This window comes from Kribbella sp. NBC_00662 (assembly GCF_041430295.1).
Lineage (GTDB): Bacteria > Actinomycetota > Actinomycetes > Propionibacteriales > Kribbellaceae > Kribbella.
In genome coordinates this window covers 4,517,632-4,539,452 of record NZ_CP109029.1, presented here as the reverse complement: position 1 = coordinate 4,539,452, position 21,821 = coordinate 4,517,632, and the positions used below count along the sequence as shown (strand labels likewise).

General features: G+C 68.0%; 24 protein-coding genes. 13 read left to right on the top strand and 11 right to left on the bottom strand.

What is annotated here, in order from left to right:
* Window positions 1–47 precede the first annotated feature (47 nt).
* The gene (locus OHA10_RS22845) at window positions 48–545 is read right to left on the bottom strand and encodes a MarR family winged helix-turn-helix transcriptional regulator (RefSeq protein WP_371400795.1); all 498 of its coding nucleotides are present in this window, start codon (window positions 543–545) and stop codon (window positions 48–50) included.
* A gap of 71 nt (window positions 546–616) precedes the next feature.
* Between OHA10_RS22845 and OHA10_RS22840 the strand changes: the two genes are divergently transcribed.
* Together OHA10_RS22840 and OHA10_RS22835 are read left to right on the top strand one after the other, a co-directional pair.
* Window positions 617–1,039 (top strand): PPOX class F420-dependent oxidoreductase, encoded by a 423-nt coding sequence (locus OHA10_RS22840; protein WP_371400794.1) that lies wholly within the window; start codon window positions 617–619, stop codon window positions 1,037–1,039.
* Window positions 1,036–1,488 (top strand): nitroreductase/quinone reductase family protein, encoded by a 453-nt coding sequence (locus OHA10_RS22835; protein ID WP_371400793.1) that lies wholly within the window; start codon window positions 1,036–1,038, stop codon window positions 1,486–1,488. Before OHA10_RS22840 ends, OHA10_RS22835 begins: the two co-directional genes overlap by 4 nt.
* A 44-nt stretch (window positions 1,489–1,532) precedes the next feature.
* Here OHA10_RS22835 and OHA10_RS22830 read toward each other — a convergent pair whose 3' ends face one another.
* Window positions 1,533–2,045 (bottom strand): hypothetical protein, encoded by a 513-nt coding sequence (locus OHA10_RS22830; RefSeq protein WP_371400792.1) that lies wholly within the window; start codon window positions 2,043–2,045, stop codon window positions 1,533–1,535.
* An 87-nt stretch (window positions 2,046–2,132) separates the two neighbouring features.
* Here OHA10_RS22830 and OHA10_RS22825 point away from each other — a divergent pair, with 87 nt between their 5' ends.
* From OHA10_RS22825 to OHA10_RS22815, 3 genes are read left to right on the top strand one after another with little or no spacing between them, the layout of a single operon-like run.
* Window positions 2,133–2,636: a sigma-70 family RNA polymerase sigma factor gene (locus OHA10_RS22825; protein WP_371400791.1), complete on the top strand. Its 504-nt coding sequence runs from the start codon at window positions 2,133–2,135 to the stop codon at window positions 2,634–2,636.
* Window positions 2,633–3,238: an anti-sigma factor gene (locus OHA10_RS22820; RefSeq protein WP_371400790.1), complete on the top strand. Its 606-nt coding sequence runs from the start codon at window positions 2,633–2,635 to the stop codon at window positions 3,236–3,238. The genes OHA10_RS22825 and OHA10_RS22820 overlap by 4 nt, the downstream gene beginning before the upstream one ends.
* 10 nt (window positions 3,239–3,248) lie before the next feature.
* Window positions 3,249–3,608, top strand: a complete 360-nt coding sequence (locus OHA10_RS22815; RefSeq protein WP_371400789.1) for a DUF4345 family protein — start codon at window positions 3,249–3,251, stop codon at window positions 3,606–3,608.
* A 1-nt stretch (window position 3,609) separates the two neighbouring features.
* On the opposite strand, the gene OHA10_RS22810 is transcribed toward OHA10_RS22815, so the two are convergent.
* The 4 genes from OHA10_RS22810 to OHA10_RS22795 all read right to left on the bottom strand — a co-directional run bounded on the left by OHA10_RS22810 (window position 3,610) and on the right by OHA10_RS22795 (window position 7,318).
* Complete coding sequence (locus tag OHA10_RS22810) at window positions 3,610–4,851, bottom strand: hypothetical protein (protein WP_371400788.1); 1,242 nt, start codon at window positions 4,849–4,851, stop codon at window positions 3,610–3,612.
* A gap of 3 nt (window positions 4,852–4,854) precedes the next feature.
* Window positions 4,855–6,396: an alkaline phosphatase gene (locus OHA10_RS22805; RefSeq protein WP_371400787.1), complete on the bottom strand. Its 1,542-nt coding sequence runs from the start codon at window positions 6,394–6,396 to the stop codon at window positions 4,855–4,857.
* 125 nt (window positions 6,397–6,521) lie between these two features.
* Window positions 6,522–6,893 carry a DUF1304 family protein gene (locus OHA10_RS22800; protein WP_371400786.1) on the bottom strand — a complete coding sequence of 124 codons (372 nt, stop codon included), beginning with the start codon at window positions 6,891–6,893 and terminating at the stop codon, window positions 6,522–6,524.
* Window positions 6,890–7,318, bottom strand: a complete 429-nt coding sequence (locus tag OHA10_RS22795; RefSeq protein WP_371400785.1) for a cupin domain-containing protein — start codon at window positions 7,316–7,318, stop codon at window positions 6,890–6,892. The genes OHA10_RS22800 and OHA10_RS22795 overlap by 4 nt, the downstream gene beginning before the upstream one ends.
* A gap of 121 nt (window positions 7,319–7,439) precedes the next feature.
* Here OHA10_RS22795 and OHA10_RS22790 point away from each other — a divergent pair, with 121 nt between their 5' ends.
* Window positions 7,440–8,492, top strand: a complete 1,053-nt coding sequence (locus OHA10_RS22790) for a helix-turn-helix transcriptional regulator (RefSeq protein ID WP_371400784.1) — start codon at window positions 7,440–7,442, stop codon at window positions 8,490–8,492.
* Here the strand turns inward: OHA10_RS22790 and OHA10_RS22785 are convergent.
* Entirely contained in the window at window positions 8,479–9,375 is an 897-nt protein-coding gene (locus OHA10_RS22785) for an AraC family transcriptional regulator (RefSeq protein WP_371400783.1), read from the bottom strand. The two genes, OHA10_RS22790 and OHA10_RS22785, sit on opposite strands and share 14 nt — an antisense overlap.
* A gap of 120 nt (window positions 9,376–9,495) precedes the next feature.
* On the opposite strand from OHA10_RS22785, the gene OHA10_RS22780 reads away from it, so the two are divergent.
* Window positions 9,496–10,347 carry an SDR family oxidoreductase gene (locus tag OHA10_RS22780; RefSeq protein ID WP_371400782.1) on the top strand — a complete coding sequence of 284 codons (852 nt, stop codon included), beginning with the start codon at window positions 9,496–9,498 and terminating at the stop codon, window positions 10,345–10,347.
* Here OHA10_RS22780 and OHA10_RS22775 read toward each other — a convergent pair.
* From OHA10_RS22775 to OHA10_RS22760, 4 genes are read right to left on the bottom strand one after another with little or no spacing between them, the layout of a single operon-like run.
* Entirely contained in the window at window positions 10,344–11,162 is an 819-nt protein-coding gene (locus OHA10_RS22775; RefSeq protein ID WP_371400781.1) for a fumarylacetoacetate hydrolase family protein, read from the bottom strand. The two genes, OHA10_RS22780 and OHA10_RS22775, sit on opposite strands and share 4 nt — an antisense overlap.
* Complete coding sequence (locus tag OHA10_RS22770; RefSeq protein ID WP_371400780.1) at window positions 11,159–12,670, bottom strand: hypothetical protein; 1,512 nt, start codon at window positions 12,668–12,670, stop codon at window positions 11,159–11,161. Before OHA10_RS22770 ends, OHA10_RS22775 begins: the two co-directional genes overlap by 4 nt.
* Window positions 12,671–12,702: 32 nt before the next feature.
* Window positions 12,703–13,551, bottom strand: coding sequence for a carbohydrate ABC transporter permease (locus tag OHA10_RS22765; RefSeq protein ID WP_371400779.1), 849 nt, complete (start codon window positions 13,549–13,551; stop codon window positions 12,703–12,705).
* Complete coding sequence (locus tag OHA10_RS22760; protein ID WP_371400778.1) at window positions 13,551–14,423, bottom strand: carbohydrate ABC transporter permease; 873 nt, start codon at window positions 14,421–14,423, stop codon at window positions 13,551–13,553. The genes OHA10_RS22765 and OHA10_RS22760 overlap by 1 nt, the downstream gene beginning before the upstream one ends.
* A gap of 189 nt (window positions 14,424–14,612) precedes the next feature.
* Here OHA10_RS22760 and OHA10_RS22755 point away from each other — a divergent pair, with 189 nt between their 5' ends.
* Genes OHA10_RS22755 through OHA10_RS22730 form a run of 6 tightly spaced genes read left to right on the top strand, consistent with a single transcriptional unit; the run spans window position 14,613 to window position 21,808 of the window.
* Window positions 14,613–15,914: a sugar ABC transporter substrate-binding protein gene (locus OHA10_RS22755; RefSeq protein WP_371400777.1), complete on the top strand. Its 1,302-nt coding sequence runs from the start codon at window positions 14,613–14,615 to the stop codon at window positions 15,912–15,914.
* Window positions 15,911–16,939, top strand: a complete 1,029-nt coding sequence (locus tag OHA10_RS22750) for a Gfo/Idh/MocA family protein (RefSeq protein WP_371400776.1) — start codon at window positions 15,911–15,913, stop codon at window positions 16,937–16,939. Before OHA10_RS22755 ends, OHA10_RS22750 begins: the two co-directional genes overlap by 4 nt.
* Complete coding sequence (locus tag OHA10_RS22745; RefSeq protein ID WP_371400775.1) at window positions 16,936–18,909, top strand: heparinase II/III family protein; 1,974 nt, start codon at window positions 16,936–16,938, stop codon at window positions 18,907–18,909. Before OHA10_RS22750 ends, OHA10_RS22745 begins: the two co-directional genes overlap by 4 nt.
* Window positions 18,902–19,657, top strand: coding sequence for an amidohydrolase family protein (locus OHA10_RS22740; RefSeq protein ID WP_371400774.1), 756 nt, complete (start codon window positions 18,902–18,904; stop codon window positions 19,655–19,657). The genes OHA10_RS22745 and OHA10_RS22740 overlap by 8 nt, the downstream gene beginning before the upstream one ends.
* Window positions 19,654–20,469: an amidohydrolase family protein gene (locus tag OHA10_RS22735; RefSeq protein ID WP_371400773.1), complete on the top strand. Its 816-nt coding sequence runs from the start codon at window positions 19,654–19,656 to the stop codon at window positions 20,467–20,469. Before OHA10_RS22740 ends, OHA10_RS22735 begins: the two co-directional genes overlap by 4 nt.
* The gene (locus OHA10_RS22730; RefSeq protein WP_371400772.1) at window positions 20,462–21,808 is read left to right on the top strand and encodes a hypothetical protein; all 1,347 of its coding nucleotides are present in this window, start codon (window positions 20,462–20,464) and stop codon (window positions 21,806–21,808) included. The genes OHA10_RS22735 and OHA10_RS22730 overlap by 8 nt, the downstream gene beginning before the upstream one ends.
* The last annotated feature ends 13 nt before the right edge of the window (window positions 21,809–21,821 follow it).

Below are 21,821 nucleotides of genomic sequence, written 5' to 3'. Positions count from 1 at the left end.
TAGGAAATCGCTATCCGCCGGGGACGGCCGGTTCAGCGGGTGGACGGTCAGCAGGGGCCGTTGCCGCTGCGGCAGCTGGTGACGATGGCGGCCATGGTGGCCCGGAACTGCTCGCGATCGGCCGGGCTCAGGTCCGCCATCAGGCCGTTCAGCGCCTCGCCGACCTCCGCATGGAAGGCCGTCGCGGCCCGGCGACCGGCGTCGGTGAGGTTGACCTGCAGAGCGCGACGATTGCCGGGGACCGGGGAACGCTCCGCCAGCCCGCGCTTCTCGGCCCGATCCATCAGCCCGGTCAGCGCCGCCTTCTCGACACCGAAACAGGCAGCCAGCTCGGCCATCCCGCGCGGACCGCCCAGCAGCACGCACAGCAGCTTGGCCTGCACCGGCGTCAGATCGTGCCGTTCGGACACGCGCGCGTAGATGCCTTGCACCAGCGACGTCAGCTGGATCAGCCCCGCGGCAGCATCCATCTCGCCGGCCGCCAGGTCGACGCTGTGCAGCGAACCCGTGCGGACGGCCGCCGGGGCGACCTCCGTCTCACTCACAGCTCCACGGTACAGGGCATGTATAGTTAATGATGCATACAGTAAATGCCATTAACTATCGAGGAGGACCGATGTCCTTCAGCGACGAGGAGCTCGAGTACCTGCGGTCCCAGCGCATCGCACGGATCGCGACGGTCGGCGCCGACGGGCAGCCGGACGCCGTACCGGTGGGATTCGAGTACGACGGCACGCACCTCTACATCGGCGGCATCGACCCGGTGCGCACCCGGAAGTTCCGCAACGTGCGGGCCGGCAACACCAAGGTCGCCGTGATCCTCGACGACCTCCCGTCGACCGATCCGTGGATCCCTCGTTACCTGCGCATCTACGGCGAGGCGGAGCTGGTCGAGCACAACGGGCGCTTCGGCCCGGGCAACTACCTGCGGATCAGGCCGACCACCTCCTGGAGCTTCAACCTCGAGGGCAAGCCCTTCGGGTACGACGACACCGTGAGCACGACGCGCACGGTGCACGACGAAATGGGTTCGCGATGAGTTTCGACACGAAGACCGGCACCCGCGGCGCGCGGCAGCCGAAGGGGCGCGTGCTGCGCTGGATGAACCGTCTGATGGCTCGGCGGATCGGCCGCGGCGGCAAGTTCATGGGCTTCGACGCATTGGTCCTGCGGACGATCGGGCGGAAGTCCGGCGAGGAGCGGCGCACGCCGGTCGGCTGGTTCCCGGGCGCGGACGGCAGCCGCTTGATCGTCGCCTCCGCGGCCGGCGCTCCCGGGAACCCGGCCTGGTACTACAACCTCGCGGCCCACCCCGACGTCCTGATCGACGTCGACGGCGAGACCCTCGAGGTCCACGCCGAGCAGCTCCACGGCGCCGAGCGAGCAGAGGCCTGGGCGCAGATCACAGCCGCCGCGCCACGATTCGCGGAGTACCAGGTCAAAACCGACCGAGAACTCCCAGTCATCAAGCTCGTACCCCGCAAGTAAGCCGATACCGTCGCCCGCGGGTGGCTCACTGCGGCGTGCGGGCGTCAGTAGCCGTAACCGCCGCCGGATGAGCTGGACGGGGGTTGGGTGGGGGCTGCGGCCGCGGTGGTGGTTGCGGCGTGCCAGGTGAAGCTCATGCCGGAGAATGAGTCGGTCACGTTGTTGCCCTGGGCCTTGCCGGCGCCGGTGTCGAGTTTGAAGGTGTAGAGCGGTTTGCCCTGGAAGGTGAGCTGGTCCGCGCCGGTGTCGGAGCGCTTGATCACGCCCAGACCGGTCACCGACTTCGCGTCGGCGGCGGTTCCGGTGGCCGGCATCCAGAAGCTCAGGCAGTTGGCGGTGCACTTGATCGTCCCGCCGGCCTCCTGGTCGGCGAAGTACAGCGTCTTGCCGGACGAGTCGACCAGCGTCTGACCGACTCCGCTCACGTTCTGGACCGACACCGCGGCCCCTGCCGCGGCCCCACCTGTGGTCGATTGTGTGCTGGACCCGCCCCCGCAGGCAGCCAGCGTTCCCACCGCCGCCACGGTTGCTCCGAGCAACAATACTGTCGTTTTCATCGGTATCTCCTTTCACCGGCAGATACGCGGGAGATGCGCGACCGGTTCAGTTGAACCTTCTATCGCTCCGCTGCGTAGTTCTGAGGTGTGGATGACGACACGGTGATCCGCGCGTTGTACGACAGGTACCGGCGGCCGCTCTACGGCTATGTCCTGCGCTCGGTGGGCGGCGACCGGCAGTACGCCGAGGACATCGTGCAGGAGACGATGACGCGGGCCTGGACGCACGCGGCGGAGCTGGATCCGGACCAAGCCGGCCGCTGGCTGTTCACGGTCGCGCGGAACCTGGTGATCTCCGGTCACCGCAAACGGGCCGCTCGGGTGACCGAAGTACCGATCGACGACCGTGAGTTCGCGGCGCTCGGGGACGACATCGACCACGTGCTGCAGGTCTGGCAGGTGATCGAGGTCATGCGCGGACTGAGCCATGACCACCGGCAGGTCATCGTCGAGCTGTTCTACAAGCGGCGGACCGTCAACGAGGCGGCGGTGGTGCTCGGCGTACCGCCGGGGACGGTGAAGTCGCGGAGCTACTACGCGTTGCACGCACTTCGCGCGGCACTGGAGGAACGAGGGGTGACCGGCTCATGACGTGCCCGGAGACGATGTCGATCGGCGCCTATGTCCTCGGGGCGCTGGAGGCGTCCGAACGACGCGCGACCGAGGAGCACATCGCGACCTGCGAGACCTGTCGCGAGACGCTGCTGCAGTTCGCGCACCTTCCGGGCCTGTTGCACGCCGTACCGGTCGAGGAGGTCGAGACGGATCAGCCGGAGCCCGCACCGCTCACGCTCACCAAGAAGAAGCGTCCGCGGCGCTGGATGCTGGCAGCCGCATCCGCTGCCATGGTCAGTGGCGTCCTCGGCTGGGGTTTGCTGTCGGCGCCCGCATCGGCTACCTGGACAGCGACGGACGGCGTCGGCGGTATCGACACCACAGCCAAGCTGACAAGCCGCGGTTGGGGTACCGACATCCAACTCCGGCTGAAAGACCTGCAGCCGTACGAACACTGCATGCTGGTCGTCCACGGCCGCGACGGAGCAACCGAGACCGCCGGCTGGTGGGCCGTGAACGGCAGCCATCAGGCGCAGGTCCCGGCCAGCACGTCCATCCCCCTGCAAGACATCACCAGCCTCGAAGTCGTGACGTCGGCCAATGCCGTCCTCAGCACGATCACCCCGTCCACGAAGTAGCCTTCGGCAAGTGATCGGGATCATCGTCGTCGCTGTCTTCTTCGCCGGCATGGGAATCTACGGACTCGCGGCACCCGCCGCACTGGCGCGGCCCTTCGGGATCCAGATCAGCGGGCCGCACGCACGCAGCGAAGTCCGCGCTGTGTACGGCGGGTTCGGAGTGGCCGTCGCCGGAGTGCTCGTCGTTGCACTACTGGACGACGGGATCCGCCGCGGGGCAGTGATCGCCGTCGCCGTTGCGCTGGCGGGGATGGCGGCCGGCCGGTTGGTCGGGCGGGTGTTCGACCGGCCGGCCGCCTTCTATCCGATCTGGTTCTACTTCTGGGTCGAGCTGGTGCTCGCCGCGATCCTCTGGTTCTCGGTCAGCTGAATCACCAGCTGTTGTTGGAGATCCCGGTGCCGAGGATGACCTGGTCGTACGTGTTGCCGTCGTTGTCGTCGGTGTAGGCGACCGCAACCTCGGCGTACGGCGAGACCGCGACCGACATCTGCTCCTGCCGACCAGCCGTTGCGGAACTGAGCTGCTGCGACGACAGCCGGCCGGTGTCCGTGCCGTCCGTGCCGAAGCCGCGGATCCACACATCGAGGTCAGTGGCCTGGACCGTCCAGCCCACCACGGTCTGCGCCTGGTCGTCGATCCCGATCGACGGTGCGATCCCGGCGGCTGCGACCTGTACGTCGGCGTACCGCGCGGCGCCGGTCGAGTCGAACGAGCGCGTGCTGAGCGTCGTACCGGATTGCCAGGCGACCGCGAAGTCGCCGTTGAAGTTGGCAGCGACGGCTGCAAACGTCTGCTGGCCTACGGTCGTCGCGTTGGCGACCCGGCGAGACAGGGTGGCTGCGCCGTTGGTCCGACCCAGACGGATCAGTCCGATGTTGTAGTCACCGTTGGCGTCGCCGTCCTCGTCCCAGACGACTACCGCGTCGCCGGACGCCGAGACCGCTACGTCCGGGTTGTGGTGCTGGCCGGTCGTCTGCGAGGCGGTGACCTCCCAGGCGCGCGTAGTCGGTCCGGTGAAGCCGGCTGCCTTCACAGTGGCCGGCGTACCGGTCTGGATGTCCTCCCACGCAACGGTGAACGCGACCGCAGCAGTGGACGGTGCGCCGTCCGGGTCGACAGCGACGCGCGGGTTGATCTGCTGACCGGTGGCACTGGTGTTGGCATTGCCCGATGCCGTCACGGTGCCGGCGGTGTTCAGGACGCGGTACGGGATGTTGTAGTACCCGTTGCCGTCCGGGTCGTCCTGCCACACGACGACCGCGTTGCCCTTGTCGTCCAGGCCGACGTCCGGGTGCAAGTGCCTCCAGTTGGTCACTCCGCTGTCGCCACCGGCGGAGAGCTTCTTCTCGTACACAGCAGTGCCGTTGTGGAACAGCCGCACCCAGATGTCGCTGTGGACGTTGTCGGTCGCGTTGTCGGTGTCGCGGTCGTCCTCCCAGGCCACGGCGACGTACCCGTTCCGGTTGATCGCCACGGACGCGTTGTCCTGGTCACCGGTGGACACGCTGTTCGCCGTGACCCAGGTCGGCGTGGCGACATGGGCATCAGCGGGTGCAGCCGTCGCGATCAGCGCAGCGGTCGCAAGCACACCAATAGCAAGCATCTTCTTCATAGGTCACACCGCCTGCAATCCGGGCCGGCCCTCTTCGATGACGAACGACTTCACCGTCGCTGCCGCGGCACCGTGCTCGGACACCTTTGCCACGTTGCGGAAGTCGGCCCGCATCTCAGTGGGGCTGACGGTCGCGCGGATGTAGCCGCGCCGATTGTTGTAGAACTTCAGCCACGGATTAGTACCGACGTCGGGGACCGTGGTGGCCCCGTCACCGTCGCCGCTCGAGGTGACGGAGCTGGTGACGAGCTCGGTGCCGATCGTCGCCGAGTTGGCGTTGTTGTAGTCGGCCTTGAGGTCGTTGGCCCACGCCCGGTGCACATCTCCGGTGAGTACGACGGGATTGCGGACGGACCGATCCACCCAGCCCTGCTGGATCCGGGCCCGCGAAGCGCGGTAACCGTCCCACGAGTCCATGCTGGCGCCGGTCGAGTTGAACCGGCGGGCGAAGAACACCTGCTGGCCGATGATGTCCCACGTCCCGAGGTGCTGCCCCAGACCGTCAAGCAGCCAGGACTCCTGCGGGTTGCCGGGCAGACTGCGGCTGGCCAGATCCGCGTCCGAGCACAGCTGCCACCCGTCGCCACACGCCTGGTCGTTGCGGTACTGGCGCGTGTCGAGCATGTGGAACGTCGCCAGACTCCCCCACCGCAGTCGCCTGTACAGCTGGATGCTGTTCCCGCTGTTCACCTGCGCAGGCCGCAGCGGCATGTTCTCGTAGTACGCCTGGTACGCCGCAGAACGCCGCGCGGTCCACTGCGCCGCAGTCAGCGCCGGAGTGTTGTTCTCCCGCACTGTGCCTGCGTAGTTGTTCTCCACCTCATGGTCGTCCGGTACGACGATCCACGGCGCGACCGCGTGCGCAGCCTGCAAGTCCGGGTCCGTCTTGTACTGCGCATACCGGCGCCGGTAGTCCGCGAGCGACACGATCTCGTTGCCGAGGTGGAGTCGCGGGCGACCCGTGGTCGGACCGTATTCGTAGATGTAGTCGCCGAGGTGCAGGATGACGCCCGGGTTCTCCTCGGCCATCCGGCGGTAGACGGTGAAGTAGCCCTCCTCGTAGTGCGAGCAGGAGGTGAACGCCATCACCAGATTGCGTCCGGCGGTGCCGACAGCCGGGGTGGTGCGGGTCCGGCCGACGGGCGAGACGTGGCCCTGGGCGCGGAATCGATAGAAGTAGTCGGAGTCCGGGTTGAGGCCGCCGGCGATGGCGTGCACCGAGTGCGCGGCGGCGTACGTGGCGGTGACGGTGCCGGACGCGACGAGCGTGCTGAAGGTGTCGGTGGTCGACACCTGCCAGTCCACGGCGACGTCGGCGTTCGCCATCCCGCCCTGGCCGTCGGCGTTCGTCGGCGACGGGGCCAGGCGGGTCCACAGCACGACGCTGCCGGCGTCGGGCTCACCGGAGGCGATACCGAGCTGGAACGGGTACGGGACGGCGGCGGTAGCGGTGATCACTGACGACTGGGCGGCAGCCGGGAGGGCGCCGGCACCAGCCGCGGCGAGTCCGCCGAGAACAAGGGTCCTGCGACTGATTGGGCTCATGAGCCTCACCTTCACGGGTACTCAGGGCGGCAGGCCCCGGAATGGTCGAACGCTGGGTGACCATCCGGGAACCTTGAGTGTGTGCGGTGTTTCATGCCCATGATTGCGCAGAGTTCGTAACTTTCCTACAGCGTGAGGATGAGCAAAACCGCGGCAGGAATGCCTTCCAGGAGCGCGTTGAACCACAACCGGCGCTCGGACACGACCAGCACGACGGCCAGGAACGTGTGCTGCGCCGCGGTGAACGTCACCAGCGCAGTGCCCGCCGACTCACGCCCGTTCGCCGCGAGGACGACGCCGATCACCAGCGCGGCCGCGGTGGTCAGGTTGTACCAGCCCACGTTCACGGTCCACAGCCGGACCGCGTCGAAGTCGGTCGGCTTGGTGAGGAACAGCGGATACAACTTCGGATGCCTGTAGAGGATCGACTCCATCACGAACACCACGGTGAGCATCACCGCGATGACGATCGCCAGGACCTGCGCCGCCGTACTCATCCGAGCGAGACCCCATGCCGGGCGGAAACCTCGCCCAGAGCCGCGTAATCGGTCGGGTCGGCGGTGGCGAGTTCCGCGAAGAAGGCGCCCATCCGGCCGGACTGGCTGACGGTGAGGAACTTCGCCGACGGGCTGAGCACCGAGAAGGTGTTCAGCGTGCCGGCCGGGATGCTGATCGACGAACCCGGGCCGAGATCGTAGCCCTGATCGCCTGCCTGGACGAGGATCCGGCCCTGCAGCACGTAGAACGCCTTGCTCCAGGACTCGCTGTGCGGCGGCGTCGCGTCACCGCGGGGAGCGTCGATCTCGAAGAGCTCGTACTGCCCGGCGGTGTGCTCGGCGCCGATCTTGACGGTCACGGTCGCATCCGGAGCGGTGTACTCGACCCCGCTGCCGGCGTTGCTCAGATGCACTGACTCGTTCATGACGCCGACGGTAGGAATCGACCGAGCCGGCCGGAATCCCGTGCGACTGGGCTCGAGACCCGGCCGGAATCCCCACATTTCCGGGATAGTCGGCCTCGGTACGGCGGCGCATACTGGGCGCATGTGGGAGGGCCGGGCGCGGACCGCACGCCGGGACATCGCGGCACTGGCGACGTCAGGGATGGGCGTCGCCGAGCTGCACGCGGCTGCGATCGAGGTGGTCGAGCAGGTCGTCGGCAGTGAGCTGACCTGCTGGGCCGGCCTGGATCCGGCCACACTCGTGATCAGTTCGATGACCAGCGGGCAGGCGCGGATCCCCTCGGAGTACGAGCCGACGCTGGCCGAGACGGAGTACGCCGGAAGTGTGCCGAACTCGTTCGCCGAACTGGCCCGGAGTGATCGCCGGGTCGCGCGGATGTCCGACCTGCCCTACCGCGAGGTGGTCGGGCACCGGCGGTTGAACGAGGTGTGGCGGCCGCTCGGGATCGAGCACGAGGTGCGGACCACGTTCACCGTCGACGGGGACTGCTGGGGCGCGGCCGGGTTCGTCCGGAGCGGGCCGGACTTCAGCGATCGAGAGGTCGAGTTCCTCGGGTCGGTGGCGCCGGTGATCGGTGCGGCGACGCGGGTCGCCGTACGGACCGATGCGCACGGGTACCGCGGAGGGGTCGGCCCGTCGATCGTCGTCACCGGCCCGAACGGCGAACCCCGCGCGATCACCGCGGCCGCGCGGACCTGGCAGGACGAGCTGAACGAGATCGCGCCGGGGCGGTTCGACGTCCTGCTACGGGCGGTCGTCACCGGCACCCGCGCGGGAGCGGGCGGGACGTTCCAGGCACGGGTGCAGACGACGTCGGGTGGATGGGTCGTGTTGCAGGGCAGCCGATTGCTCGGGGACAGTGACGACGAAGTCGTGGTGACGATCGAGCCCGCGTCCGGTCATCACCTGGTCGGGATGCTGCTGGCGGCGTACGGCCTGACCACGCGGGAGCGGGAAATCTGCCTGGAGGTCATCTCCGGGCACACGACGACCGAGATCGCCGACCGGCTGTCGATCTCGCCGCACACGATCCAGGACCACCTGAAGTCGGCGTTCGCCAAGGTCGGCGTGCGCAGCCGCGGCGAACTGGTCGCGACCTTGCGCCCTGAAGATCTGACGCTCAGGCCGGCGTGAGCTGCTTGCGGTAGGTCCCCGGCGGTACGCCGAAGTCGCGCTTGAACGCCTTCGCGAACGCGAACTCCGACGTGTAGCCGATCTCCTTCGCGACCGTCGCGAGCGGACGATCGTGATCGCGCAGCAGCCGCGCCGCGGTCGTCATCCGCCACCGCGACAAGTAGGTGAGCGGGGGCTCGCCGACGGCCTCGGTGAACCGGCGCGCAAAGGCGGCTCGCGACAACCCGACGCCGGCAGCCAGCTCGGCAACTGTCCATGCAGCGCCGGGCTTCTCGTGGATCAGCTCCAGGGCCTGCACGACCGAGGGGTCGGTGAGCGCCTGGGCCCAGCCTTCCGTCGGGCAGTCGTGGTCCTCGAGCCAGGCCCTCAGGATCAGCACGAGCAACGCGTCGACCAGCGCAGGTACGACGGCCGCGGAGCCGGGCCGCTGCGCGTCGAGCTCCTCGCCGAGGATGCTGATTGCCGTATGCAACGAACGGTGGCGGCCCGGGTCCGCCGGTACGACGACCACGTCGGGCAGCTTGGTCAGCACCGGATGCGGGCGCTCGCGATCGAGGCGATAGGTGCCGCACAGCAGCAGCGCGCGGGCGCCCTGACCTTGCGGCGGCCCCTCGACGGTCGGGTCGAACGCGACCGTCGGCGAGTCGGGGTGGTCGACGAGCGCGTGGTCGAGACCACGCGGAAGCAGGACGGCATCGCCCGGTCCGAGCGGGATCGGGTCACCGTCCGGCGGCAGCAACCACGCCGTACCTTGCAGGATCAGGTGGAAGGTGGCGCCGAACGAATGCACGAACCGCAGGCCCCACGGACCACGGACGTCGGTCCGCCCGGACGTGGCCGGGCCGGTCTTCATCGCGCCGACGACATCCGCGAGCACATCCATGTCCGCCATCATACGCGCGGCGATCAAGACGATGAGACATAAATCAGCGCTCGATGGACATAGATCCGCTCGCACATCCTGTCTACTGTCGGTGACAGAGACCAACGACTAGGAGTACAGATGAGCATCGTCGTCACCGCAGCAACCGGTCACCTGGGCAACCTCGTCATCGACGAGCTGCTGCAGCGGGTCCCCGCCGACCAGGTCGTCGCGGTCGCGCGGAACGCCGAGAAGGCCGCCCCGATCGCGGACCGGGGCGTCGAGGTCCGGATCGCCGACTACAACGACCCGGCCGCGCTGGCGAAGGCGTTCGGCGCCGGGGACACCGTCCTGCTGATCTCCGGCCTCGAGCCGAACCGCCTGGACCAGCACAAGTCGATCATCGCGATCGCGAAGGACGCCGGCGTCGCGCGGATCGCGTACACCGGCGCGCTCGGCGGACCCGAGGCCGACTTCGACCTGGCCGCCGATCACCGTGCGACCGAGCAGGCGATCCTCGACTCGGGGCTGCCGTACACGTTCCTGCGCAACGGCTGGTACAACGAGGTCTACACCGACCAGATCCCGGTACAGCTGGCGAACGGTGTCGTCGGCAGCGCCGGCGACGGCCGGATCGGGACGGCGGCGCGCCGGGACTACGCGACCGCGGCGGCCGTCGTGCTGACCGGGGACGGACATGAGAAGAAGGCGTACGAGCTGAACGGCGACACCTCGTGGACGCTGACCGAGTACGCCGCCGAGCTGGCGAAGCAGTCCGGGAAGGACGTTGCCTACAACAACCTGTCGACCGCGGACCACGTGCAGGTGCTGGTCGGCGCCGGTCTCCCCGAGCCGGTGGCGCAGCTGTTCGCCGGTGTCGACGCGGCCATCGAACGCGGTCTGCTGGCCGGCCGCGGCGGCGACCTCGCCCGGCTGATCGGTCGTCCCACCACACCGATCGCGGACTCGATCGCCGCCGCGTTGCGGAGCTAACGAAGCCGGTTGTGCTGTTCGCCCAGGCCGTCGGCCCAGGTCCGGAGTACGTCGCCAGCGCGGAGGAACCGCGGCGGCTTCTGACCCGCGCCGACGCCGGCCGGCGTACCGGTGCTGATCACGTCGCCGGGGTACAGCGTCATGAACTGCGAGATGTAGTGGACCAGGTGTGCGACGCCGAAGATCATCTCGGCCGTCGAGCTGTCCTGCATCGTCTCGCCGTTGACATCCAGCCCGAGCTTGATCGCCTGCGGATCCGGCACCTCGTCGGCGGTCAGGATCCACGGGCCGAGCGGGCAGAACGTCGCCGAGTTCTTCCCCTTGTCCCATTGGCCTCCGCGCTCGAGCTGGAAGTGCCGCTCGGACACGTCGTTGGCGAGCACGTACCCGGCGATGTGGTCCAGCGCCTCGGCTTCATCGGCGAGGTACGACGCGGTGCGGCCGATCACCACACCGAGCTCGACCTCCCAGTCGGTCTTCTCGCTGCCGCGCGGAACGATCACGTCGTCGTGCGCACCGACCACCGTGTCGGGTGCCTTCATGAACAGGATCGGCTCGGCCGGCGCCTCCTGCCCGCCCTCGGCCGCGTGGTCGGCGTAGTTCAGGCCGACGCAGACGATCTTCCCCGGGCTCAGCGGCGCGGCGAGGTTCACCGTCTCGAAGTCCACAGCCGACTCGGCCAGCGTCGCCCGCTCACGCAGCCGCTCCAGGTCGAACGGCTGCTCGGCGGCACCCGGTAACGGCCGGACCCGGCCGTCGTCGTCGAGTACGGCGTCGCGCGGACCGTCGTCGGTGTGGATCCGGAGCAGTCTCACTTGTTCCTCCAACCAGAGTTCTTCGCCCAGTTCAGGTACGCGATACCCAATGCATGCGAGCCTTGCACCGGCACGAGCTGTACGGCGTCGTACACACGCAGGGACTGCTGGTAGATCAGGAGATCCTGTTCGGCGTACCCGCCCCATCGTGCGCACTGCACCGCATTGGCCGGTACGGCGTCGCCCGTCCCGTCGACGCGGAACCAGACCTCGTTCGCGGACCGGATCAGCTTCTGCGTGAACGTCTTGGCGAAGGCCATCACGTCCGTGACCGCTCCCCCGTCGATCCCCGCGTCGTACGCCGCGTGGACGAACTCGGTGCTGATCGCCGCGTGACTCAGGTCCTCGATCTGCGTGGACGCCGGGTACGAGGGCGTGTACTCCGAGATCCCCGCGGTCTTCGGGTAACCGGAGTACAGCTCGCTGTACGGCGGCCAGTAGGTCCACACGTATGCGCCGTCGACCAGCCGGAGCGCGGGCTGGTACGCCTTCAGCATCTGCTGGACCCGGGTCCTGTAGCGCGGCTGCTTGGTGACCCGGAAGAGCTCGACCAGCACCTGGCCGATGCCCTGGCTCTGGTTGTAGGGCTGGATGGTGCCGTCGAACGGGATCGGCGCCCCTTTCGGCCACACGTAGTCGCCGGTCCCGTCAGGGCGCGAGACCCACTCGGGGTCGTGAAACGCCACGGCCGCGGTGGCCGCGTCGAGGACCTCCCGCGCGAACTTCTGGCGCGACCGGAGCTTCGGCGACTGCAACACCATCCGGGCGTACCGCGCCAGCGGGAACGCGATCATGCCGGTGTGTACGGCGAAGACGTAGTACTGCGGCTGGAACGTGATCGTCGCCGGCGTCGGCGCGGACGCCGGCGGAGTAGCGCGGAGATCGGCCGCGGTCCAGCGCAAGCCGGCTGTATAGGCGTTGTTGACCGCAGTCACGACGTACGTCGGCGCGGCGGGGTCGAGGCTGACACCGGTCAACGTGACGACCGTCGTGGTGGCCGGGTTGCGGAGCACGAGATCAAAGGTGCCGTTGGCAACGTTCGAGACCTGGGCGGTCGACTCGGCCGATCTGCTGCCGGCCCAGCGGAGCTGGATCGCCGGGTTGCCGTCTCCGTCGACGAGGACGCCGTGCCCGGCGGTGTAGTTGCCCGCCGTACGCCAGACCTTGCCGGACCGGCCGGCGTAGTCCGTCACGTGACGGGCGTGATCGGTGGTCTTCATCAGGTGGTGGGCGCGGTCCTCGAACGTCCGCAGGTAGCGCACGTCCTGGTAGGCCTCGTACATCCGCAGCAGGCTGAGCAGGAAGTAGGACTCGCCCCAGGCGTACACACCGGCCTCGTTGTCCTGCGGGTCGGATGCCAGATAGCCCGCCTGCGCGACGTCGAAGGCTTCGGGCGAGTCGTAGACGAGTGGATCGGCGGACGCCGAGAGGGCCGGCAGACCGGCCCAGGCGGCGACACCACCGGCAGTGGTTCCGAGAATGAGCGTGCGGCGGCTGACAGGGTGCATGAAGGCCTCACAAGTGGACGGGAGCGGGCGGCTCAGCCTTTGACTGCACCGCCCATGCTGTTGAGAATGCGTTTCTGCAGCAGGAGGAAGACGAAGATCACCGGAACCAGCGAGATGACGGTCCCGGCCGCGAGGCCGCGGACATCGGTCCCGGCGACGCCGCTCAGGTAGGCGATCCCGAGCGCGATCGGGTACTTCGACTGGCTGGTCAGCACGACCAGCGGCCAGATGAAGCTGTTCCAGACCGAGACGAAGCCGAGGATCGCGAGCACGGCCAGCGTCGGCGCGACGATCGGCACACAGATCCGCCAGAAGATCGCGAACTCGTTCGCGCCGTCCATCCGGGCCGCCTCGACGATCTCGTCCGGGATCTGCGAGAACGCCTGGCGGAGCAGGAAGATCCCGAGCGACGACAGCACCGCGGGCAGGATCACCGCGGCGAACGTGTCGGTCAGCCCGAGCTCGCTCATCACCAGGAACCGCGGGATCAGCATCAGCTCGCCGGGCAGGAACATGATCGACAGGAACAGCATGAAGAACACCCCGCGGCCGCGGAACGCGATCCTGGCCAGCGGGTACGCCGTCAGCGCCGAGATCACCAGGTAGATCGGGACCGTGATGCCGACGTAGATCACCGAGTTCACCAGGAACCGCGCGTACGGGATCGTCGTCCAGGCCTCGCGGAACCAGTCGGCGACCGGGGGCCGCGGGATCAGGTCGGGCGGGAAGCCGAACACGTCCTGACTGGCCGGCTTGGTCGCCGAGCTGAGCAGGATCAGGAACGGCCCGATGAACAACGCGGCCACCGCGATCAGCAGCACATAGAGACCGACGCGACGCGCGTTGATCCGCGGCCGGTTGCGGTACAGGCGGCGGGCCATCAGCCGTCCCTCCGCCGGGTCACCAGCAGGTTGAAGCCGGCCAGGACGATCATGATCGCCCACAGCAGCAGGCCGACCGCGCTCGCGTAGCCCATGTCGTAGTCCTGGAAGGCTTTCGACCAGATGTAGTAGCCGAGCGTCAGCGTGGAATCGAGTGGTCCCCCACGGGTCAGCACATAGACCGATTCGAACGCGCGCATCGCCTCGAGCATGCTGAGCACGAGCGTCACGGCGAACGTCGGCCGCAGCGACGGTATGACGACGTGCAGCAGCCGCTGCCACGCGTTTGCTCCGTCGATCGTCGCAGCTTCGACCTGGTCCGACGGCACCGCCTGCAGGCCGGCCAGGTAGATCATCATGAACAACCCGGCGTTCTTCCACGCCTCCAGCAGGACGACGGTCGGCAGCGCCCAGTGCCGATCGAGCAGGAAGTCGATCGGCCCGGCGCCGAAGAGGCCGAGCAGCCAGTTCACGACGCCTTCACGGTTGAAGACGTACCGCCAGGCGACCGCCACCGCGACCATCGACGTGATCACCGGCAGGTAGTAGAGCATCCGGAACGCCTGGATCGCGCGCAGTTTCAGGTTGACCAGCATCGCGAGGAACAGCGGCGCGACCACGGTCAACGGCAGGAACATCAGCACGAACAGCAGCGAGTTCCGCAGTGCGATCCAGACCCGCGGGTCCTGGCCGAGCCGGATGAAGTTGTCCAGCCCGGAGAAGCGGACCGGATGCACGATGTCGTAGTCGGAGAACGCCAGCTGGATCGCGATCACGGCCGGCCAGGCGAACATCGCGGCGTAGAACAGCAGCCCGGGCAGCATGAACACGTACGGCGTGTACCAGTGCTGCCCGACTACACGTCCTCGCATGGGTCGCCCCTAGTGTCTGAAACCCAGCTTTCAGTTTCTTCGATGTCCGGAACCGTAACGCACGGACGCCGCCGCCGGAAGCGCTAACTCCGAGAATTTCTGCAGTCTTCCGTTGACTCCGGTCCCGAGATGCCGAACACTATGGTGTCTGTAAGTCAGGTTTAGGACATTCGTTCTGAGGAGCCACTCATGGCCCGATCCCTGCTCAGGTACCTCGCGGTGGGCGCCGCTCTCGCGCTGGCGCTGTGCGGCTGTGTCTCCGGCAGCCCGGCCGGCGGTGACGAGCCGAAGCAGCAGTCCAGCGACGCGTACTCCGGTGACGTCGAGTGGTGGACGATCAACCTGCAGAAGAACTACGGGCCCGACATCCAGAAGTGGATCGACGCGTACCAGAAGGAACATCCGAAGGTCCACATCAACTGGGTTGATGTGCCGGGCGCGGACATCACCACCAAACTGCTGGCCGCGATCGCCAGCGGCAAGGTGCCGGACGTCGTCAACTTCACCTCCGCGACCACCGGGCTGTTCGCCGGGTCGATGGCCGACCTGAGCTCGCTGTTCAGTCAGGACGACGTCGCTGCCTACCTGCCCAACCTGGCCGACCCGTTGGTTGTCGACGGCAAGCGCATCGCGATCCCGTGGTACAACGGCGGTACGTCACTCTCGTTCTACAACAAGGATCTGCTGGCCAAGGCCGGCTTCGATCCGGCCAAGCCACCGAAGACGTACGACGACGCGCTGGCCCTCGCGACGAAGTACCACGACGTGACCGGCAAGTCGGCGACCAACTTCATGGCGTACTCGAGTGTTGTGCAGGCCGACGGCATCCCGCTGCTGTCCGAGGACGGCAAGAAGGCCGCGTTCAACACCCCGGAGACGCTCGCTCTGGTGGAGAAGTTCAAGCCGCTGTTCGCGTCCGGTGCGATCGCGCCCGGCAGCCTCAGCGAGAACCCGCGGGACCTGCCGCAGTCGTTGGAGAACAAGCTGATCGCGTTCAACCCGGCCGCCGTCTCCAGCTCGCTGCTGAACGTCGAGAAGAACGCGCCCGCGGTCTACTCCTCGATCGTGGTCGGTCCGCCGGTGACCGGCGCCGACGGCAAGTACTACATGTCCGGCCAGCAGGTGATGGGCATCCCGGCGAAGTCGGACAACCAGGCCGCCGCGGCCGCTTGGCTCAAGTACGTCGCCGCGCCCGAGCAGCAGCTCGCGCTCTGCAAGCTCGTGCCGATCTACCCGTCGTCGGTGAAGGCACTGGCCGACCCGTTCTTCACCGACATCTCCGGGAACACGCCGGCCGACCAGGCCCGCAAGATCCTGGTCGACACGTTCAAGACCAGCGTGGACGCATCGATGGGTTCCGGGAACGACGAGCAGTTGCGACAGCTGTTCGACGACCAGATCCGCGCGTACATGTCGGGTACCAAGACCGCGAAGCAAGCGTTGGACGACGCCGAGAAGGCGTGGGACGAGACTCTGGCGAAGGGGAAATGAGCGTGCTGCGGATCGGGATCGTCGGGGCCGGCATCATGGGGCGTGGCAACGGGTTGTCGTTGTCCGGCCGGGCCGACGCCGAGATCACGGCGGTGACCAGCCGGTCGACCGGATCGGCCGGGCGGCTGGCCGACGAGATCGCCGGACGGGGCGCGGTACGTCCCACGATCCATCCCGACCTCGACGCGCTGCTCACCGATGACGCGGTGGATGCCGTCGTACTCACGACTCCGGATCATCTGCACGGCGAGATGATGGTCCGGGCGGCCGAGGCCGGGAAGCACCTCCTGGTCGAGAAGCCGCTGACCACCTCGGTCGCGGAGGCGGATGCCGCGGTGAAGGCGATCCGCGAGAACGACGTGATCGCGATGTGCCTGTTCAATCACCGCTGGGTCCCGGCGTACGCACAGGCGTACGAGCTGCTCGCCGATCTCGGCGAAGCGGCGGTGGCGTACGCGCGCAAGGACGACACGATCTTCGTGCCGACCGAGATGCTGTCCTGGGCCGATCGCACGACCTGCGCGTGGTTCCTGTCCAGCCACGACATCGACCTGGTCTCGTGGCTGCTCCGCGATCAGGTACGCCGGGTCTACGCGACGGCCCGCTGGGGCAAGCTGCGGTCGCTCGGTATCGACACCCCGGACGCGATCCAGATCCAGGCGGAGTACTCGCGCGGCGCGGTCGCGACGTTCGAGTCGGCGTGGATCTATCCGAACACGTTCCCGACCACGGTCGACTCGTACGTCGCGGTGATCACCGACAACGGCGTCGTACAGCTCGACCGGCAGAAGGAGAGCGTCGTACTGGCGCGTCCGGACGGCTACAGCTATCCGCGGAACATGCTGCAGCGGGTCATGCACGGGATCCCGGCCGGCGCGTACGCCGACGCGATCGCGCACTGGGTCGACTGCTGCCTGACCGGCCGGCAGCCGTTGATCACGATCGAGAGCAGCCGCGACGTGACCGCCGTACTCGAGGCCGCGCACCTGTCGATCGAGACCCGCCAGCCGGTCGAGGTCGCATGAGTACTGGGCCTGAGAAGCCGCGGCACATCGACGCGCGGATCAATCAGATCGGTACGGACGACCTACTGAAGGCGTTCGGGTCTCCGGCGGACGATCTGGCCGGTCTCCGCTCGTACGTGAGCTCACGGCTGCAGCGTCCGGCCTGGCCGTTGCCCGACACGTCCGATGGCGCCCTGGAGGCCGCTGCGCCGCTGCTTGACGGTGTCGACGTGACCGGGCCGGGACGTGGTCGCTCGCAGCTGTACGGCTTCCACTACCTGGGCTGGCTGAAGCCTGGCATCGATGCCTGGCTGCTCACCGCGGACGACCGCTATCTGCAGGCCTTCGAGCGCCATCTGGACGAGTGGGTGGAGCGGCGGGACTCGGTCACCGGCGAGTGGCCGGGGCTGGACGTGATCTGGTACTCGCTCGGCACCTGGGCTCGCTGCCGGAACCTGCTGCCGACACTCGAAGTGCTCACCCCGTCGTCCCTGTCCGACCGGGTCTGGGGTCGGCTGGTCGCGACGCTTGTCGGTGGAGCCCGCTGGGCCTATGACGAGCATGACGTGTTCCGCCACGGGAACTGGCAACTGGTGTGTGCTACCGAGCTGCTGCACATCAGCGCCGTACTGCCGTCACTCGTCGAGTCGGCGGCGTGGGCGGAGCGTGCGCGCGAGCGGATCGAAGAGCATCTCGTGCTGGACATCTATCCGGACGGCGGGCACTACGAGCGTTCGCCCGGGTACCACGGGATGGTGCTGAGCGCGCTGCAGACCGCGGCCCGGATCGATCCGGCGGTGGCGGCACATCCTCGGTACGCCGCCATGCACACCTGGCTGCGTGAGTTGGTGTCGTCGGGTGGATGGGTGCCGCATCTGCAGGACAGCGGGATCGTGTGGCCCGCCGAGCTGCTGGAGCGGGGCGGCTCGCTCCCGGACAAACCTTTGCCGTTGGCAACCGTATTGCCCGAGTCCGGATACACGATCCTGCGGGGTGACGAACTGCGGGCCGTGATCAATCATGGCCCGCATATCGAGCATGAGCTGGAGTCGCACTCGCATCGCGCCGTGCTGGATCTGGTGCTGGACGGGTGGGGCGAGCCGTTGCTGTGGGAGGCCGGCGGTCCGCCGAGCTACGACGATCCTGGGTATCTGACGTGGTACCAGTCGGGTCGGGGGCACAACACGGTGCTCGTGGACGACCGGGAGCTGTCGACGGATCGGCGCGTTTCGGTTGATCCACTGGTCGACACCGGTCCTGTTGTGGTCTTCTCCGGGCGTCATCACGGCAACGGGCTGGAGCAGGCGCGGACGATTGCGATGGTCCGCGAGGAACCGGCGTACGTCGTGGTGACGGACAAGGCGGACGGCCCGCACACATTCCGCGCCAGGTGGCACGCGCTCCGCCCGTGGCAGCAGGTCGGACCTCTGACGTATGACTCCGGCTCGCCTGGCCTGCTGTTGATCGAGGCCGGCGATCCGGCGACGACAACCGTGGAAACCACCGAGGGCGTGGCTCGTCACCCGATCGTGGCTAGTCAGACGGCTGAGTACGGCCCGCTGCACACGCTCTCGCTGCGGCGCTCGACCGGAAACTTCACCACGGTCCTCGTACCGCACCGGTGCGACACCCCCGACGCCACGGTCAGCCAGGTCGACGGCGACCTTGTCATCACCCAAGGCTCCACAACCGACCGGATCGGCGGGTCCAGCTGGATCCGCTCGATCAACGGACAGTTGTCCTGGGCAACCGGCTGGCAGGTCCGGGAACTAGCTGACCTCCTCCGCTCCACAGACCACGTCAACGTCCTGGCCGAGGGGATGCGGTACGTCGTCACCTGCTCCGGCCGGTGCGGCCTGTGGGTGCGCGCGTCCGGCGAGCTCCGCCTCAACGGAATCGTCATCGATGCAGAGCTCGAGGACGGATGGGCGTACTTGACGCTGCCGTATGCAGGCGCGTGGACTGTTGAACGGGGGATGGTTCATGGATGAGATCACGTCCGGATGGTTCGATGCGCGGGTAGTGACCGGCGCGCACCCGGCCAGCTTGCAGCCCGCGACGGACCGGGAGGCGGTTGCCGCGCATCTCGACCGGTTCGAGCTGTCGGGCGCGCTGGTGAGCGCGATGGCGTCCTGGCTGCACGATCCGATCGGCGGCAACGCGGAGGCGTCCACCATCGCGCACAGCCTGGCCGATCGCGGCGTACTCGCCTGCTGGACCGCGGTCCCCGCCACCCCAGGCGAACTCGACTCCCTGACTGCACTGGTCGAACACGCCGTCAACGAAGGCGTCGCGGCCTTCCGCATCCACCCGGCGTCGCATGGCTTCTCCCCCAGCCTGCTCGACGAGCTGTACGCCGGACTCCAGGCCAACCGCCTGCCCTTGTGCATCGACGCCGCCGAGATCACCTGGCCGGACCTGACCACGATCGCAACGCGCTACCCCGAACTCCCGATCGTCATCTCGAACGTCGGCTACCGCAAGCTCCGCGAGTTGTGGGCCGCACTCGATGGCCACTCCAACATTTACGTCGACCTCGTCGACTTCGCCGCCCACCAGGGCGTGGAATGGCTGGCCGCCAACCACCTCGCCGACCGGCTCGTCTTCGCGACCGGGTTCGGGCTACGTGATCCCGGCGAGAGCGTCGTACGGCTGGCTTGGTCCGGTCTCGACGACGCGACGGTCCGGCTGGTCGGTGCAGAGACTGCGGGCCGACTGTTCACCGGAGGTCAGTCGTGATCGGGCGCCGGCCGACGCAGCGGATCATCGACGTCCATGCGCATCTCGGCCCGTACTCGCTGTTCTTCATCCCCGACCCGGACGCGGCCACGATGGTCGCGGTGATGGATCTGACCGGCACCGACGCCACCGTGCTCTCGGCCAACCGTGCAATCCAGCAGGATGCGCATCTCGGCAATTCGCAGTCGCTGGCGGCGGTCGACGCGCATCCGGGACGCATTGCGGCGTACGCGGTGATCAACCCGTGGCAGAAGCCGGAGCGTGAGCTCGAGCGGCTCGCGGCCGACGAGCGGTTCGTCGGGATCAAGGTGCACCCGACGTTGCATCGCTACCCGGTCACCGGCGCGCGGTACGCAGCTGTCTGGGAATTCGCCGAGGCGACCGGCTGTCCCGTGCTCAGTCACTCCGAGCACCAGTCGCCGTACGACGCCCCGGCGATGTTCCAGACCGTCGCCGAGCGCTATCCGGGTGCCGCGGTCATGCTCGGCCACGCCGGTATCACCCCGGCCGGTGTGGCCGAGGCGATCGAGGCCGCCAGCCGGTACGAGTCGCTGTGGCTGGAGGTGTGCGGCTCGCAGATGACCGGGCCGATGATCGGCGCGATGGTCGACCAGGTCGGCAGCGGACGGGTCCTGTTCGGCTCGGACTTCCCCTTCATCGACCAGCGGATGTCGCTGGGCCGGGTGGTGTGCGCGCCACTGACCGAGAGTCAACGTCAAGATGTTCTCAGCGGGAACGCCCGCAAGCTCTTCCGGTGGCGGCCGTTACCGGGAGAGTCAGGAGAACGAGGGGTTGACGAGACGGATGAGTGACGAGACCGAGCCGGTTGCCGGTGAGCGGGTGCCGGCGGTGACAGTCGGACTGTTCGGACCGCGTCGACTGGTGAAGACGATGGCCGAGGTCGGGCAGGAGGTCGCCGAGCGGTCCGCGCACGGCGTACGGTTCCTGACCGGCGGGTACGACGACCAGTCCGACGCCGAGGAGCGGTACCTGAGGCTGCGCGACCGGATCGACTCGGCGGTCTTCCCCGGCCCATGGGCGTTCGACCTGGCGACCACCGGGCACTGGCTGACGGTCCCGTCGACCCACCTCCCTCTGACCGGCGCCGCACTGTACGCCGCCCTGCTGCGCGCCTCGCTGACCATCGAAGGCGTCGACCTGAGCCGGGTCAGCATCGACTCGCTCTCACTCGCCGACGTCACCGAGGCGTACGGCGAGATCGGCCTGGACATCGCACAGGTGTACGACGTGCCGTACGAGGGACCGGAGTCGGTCGACGGCTTCGCGGCGTTCCACCGGGACAAGTGGGAGCGCCGGCACACCACGGTCGCGCTGACCACGATCTTGTCCGTGGAGCGCGAGCTGCGCGCGGACGGCGTACCGGTGATGAGGATCGCGCCGACTCGTTCGAGCGTGCGGGATGCGCTGGAGACCGCCGTACTGCTCGGTCAGGGCACGCGGATGGGGGCGCACCAGCTCGCGATGATCGCAGTACAGATCATTCCTTCAGGTGCGGAGTCTGGCGACTACTGGCAGCAAGAGCTGGCGCTGTCGACCCACCAGAAGCTGCTGGCCGAGGCACGTCAGGTCGGCGCGTCGGTGGCGCGTCGGTCGGACACGATGTTTCTTGTCACCACGACTCACGGCGCACTGGTCCGGTTGACCGAGCAGTTCACCGTCGCGCCTTTCCTGAGCGCATTGACCACGCAGCTCGGCGTACCGGTCGCAGTAGGCGCCGGCACTGGTCAGACTGCCCGTGCTGCTGAGGCAAACGCACTGATGGCTGTGGAGGAGTCCGTGGCGGCCGGCGGGAAGGTCGCGGTGTACCTCGACGGCGGCAGCGACCGTCTGGACCTGGAGCCTGGGCCGGCGACAGCTGACACCGCACCGGTCGACAGTGCTCCGCTCGACCAGCGGGCGCTGGAGATCGTCACGTCGATCGCATCCGCCATGAGTGCGACGCCCGGCCGGCAGCTGGTGGTCGACGTCGAGAGCGTCGCCGCCATCATGCAGGTCACCCAGCGCACCGGACGCCGCATGCTCAAGGAACTGGTCGAGGCAGGCCTCGCGTGGCCGTTGCCACCGGCCAAGTCGACCGGAGGCGGTCGTCCTCGTCAGCAGTTCCGTCTGCTTACCGAAAAGCTCGACTGACGCCCCGGAGGCA

Bases quoted from the DNA above. Each gene is read 5' to 3' on its own strand.
- OHA10_RS22840 (WP_371400794.1), top strand. From the start codon at position 617: ATGTCCTTCAGCGACGAGGAGCTCGAGTACCTGCGGTCCCAGCGCATC.
- OHA10_RS22835 (WP_371400793.1), top strand. From the start codon at position 1,036: ATGAGTTTCGACACGAAGACCGGCACCCGCGGCGCGCGGCAGCCGAAG.
- OHA10_RS22830 (WP_371400792.1), bottom strand. From the start codon at position 2,045: ATGAAAACGACAGTATTGTTGCTCGGAGCAACCGTGGCGGCGGTGGGA.
- OHA10_RS22820 (WP_371400790.1), top strand. From the start codon at position 2,633: ATGACGTGCCCGGAGACGATGTCGATCGGCGCCTATGTCCTCGGGGCG.
- OHA10_RS22810 (WP_371400788.1), bottom strand. From the start codon at position 4,851: ATGAAGAAGATGCTTGCTATTGGTGTGCTTGCGACCGCTGCGCTGATC.
- OHA10_RS22805 (WP_371400787.1), bottom strand. From the start codon at position 6,396: ATGAGCCCAATCAGTCGCAGGACCCTTGTTCTCGGCGGACTCGCCGCG.
- OHA10_RS22800 (WP_371400786.1), bottom strand. From the start codon at position 6,893: ATGAGTACGGCGGCGCAGGTCCTGGCGATCGTCATCGCGGTGATGCTC.
- OHA10_RS22795 (WP_371400785.1), bottom strand. From the start codon at position 7,318: ATGAACGAGTCAGTGCATCTGAGCAACGCCGGCAGCGGGGTCGAGTAC.
- OHA10_RS22790 (WP_371400784.1), top strand. From the start codon at position 7,440: ATGTGGGAGGGCCGGGCGCGGACCGCACGCCGGGACATCGCGGCACTG.
- OHA10_RS22785 (WP_371400783.1), bottom strand. From the start codon at position 9,375: ATGGATGTGCTCGCGGATGTCGTCGGCGCGATGAAGACCGGCCCGGCC.
- OHA10_RS22780 (WP_371400782.1), top strand. From the start codon at position 9,496: ATGAGCATCGTCGTCACCGCAGCAACCGGTCACCTGGGCAACCTCGTC.
- OHA10_RS22770 (WP_371400780.1), bottom strand. From the start codon at position 12,670: ATGCACCCTGTCAGCCGCCGCACGCTCATTCTCGGAACCACTGCCGGT.
- OHA10_RS22765 (WP_371400779.1), bottom strand. From the start codon at position 13,551: ATGGCCCGCCGCCTGTACCGCAACCGGCCGCGGATCAACGCGCGTCGC.
- OHA10_RS22760 (WP_371400778.1), bottom strand. From the start codon at position 14,423: ATGCGAGGACGTGTAGTCGGGCAGCACTGGTACACGCCGTACGTGTTC.
- OHA10_RS22755 (WP_371400777.1), top strand. From the start codon at position 14,613: ATGGCCCGATCCCTGCTCAGGTACCTCGCGGTGGGCGCCGCTCTCGCG.
- OHA10_RS22750 (WP_371400776.1), top strand. From the start codon at position 15,911: ATGAGCGTGCTGCGGATCGGGATCGTCGGGGCCGGCATCATGGGGCGT.
- OHA10_RS22745 (WP_371400775.1), top strand. From the start codon at position 16,936: ATGAGTACTGGGCCTGAGAAGCCGCGGCACATCGACGCGCGGATCAAT.
- OHA10_RS22740 (WP_371400774.1), top strand. From the start codon at position 18,902: ATGGATGAGATCACGTCCGGATGGTTCGATGCGCGGGTAGTGACCGGC.
- OHA10_RS22730 (WP_371400772.1), top strand. From the start codon at position 20,462: ATGAGTGACGAGACCGAGCCGGTTGCCGGTGAGCGGGTGCCGGCGGTG.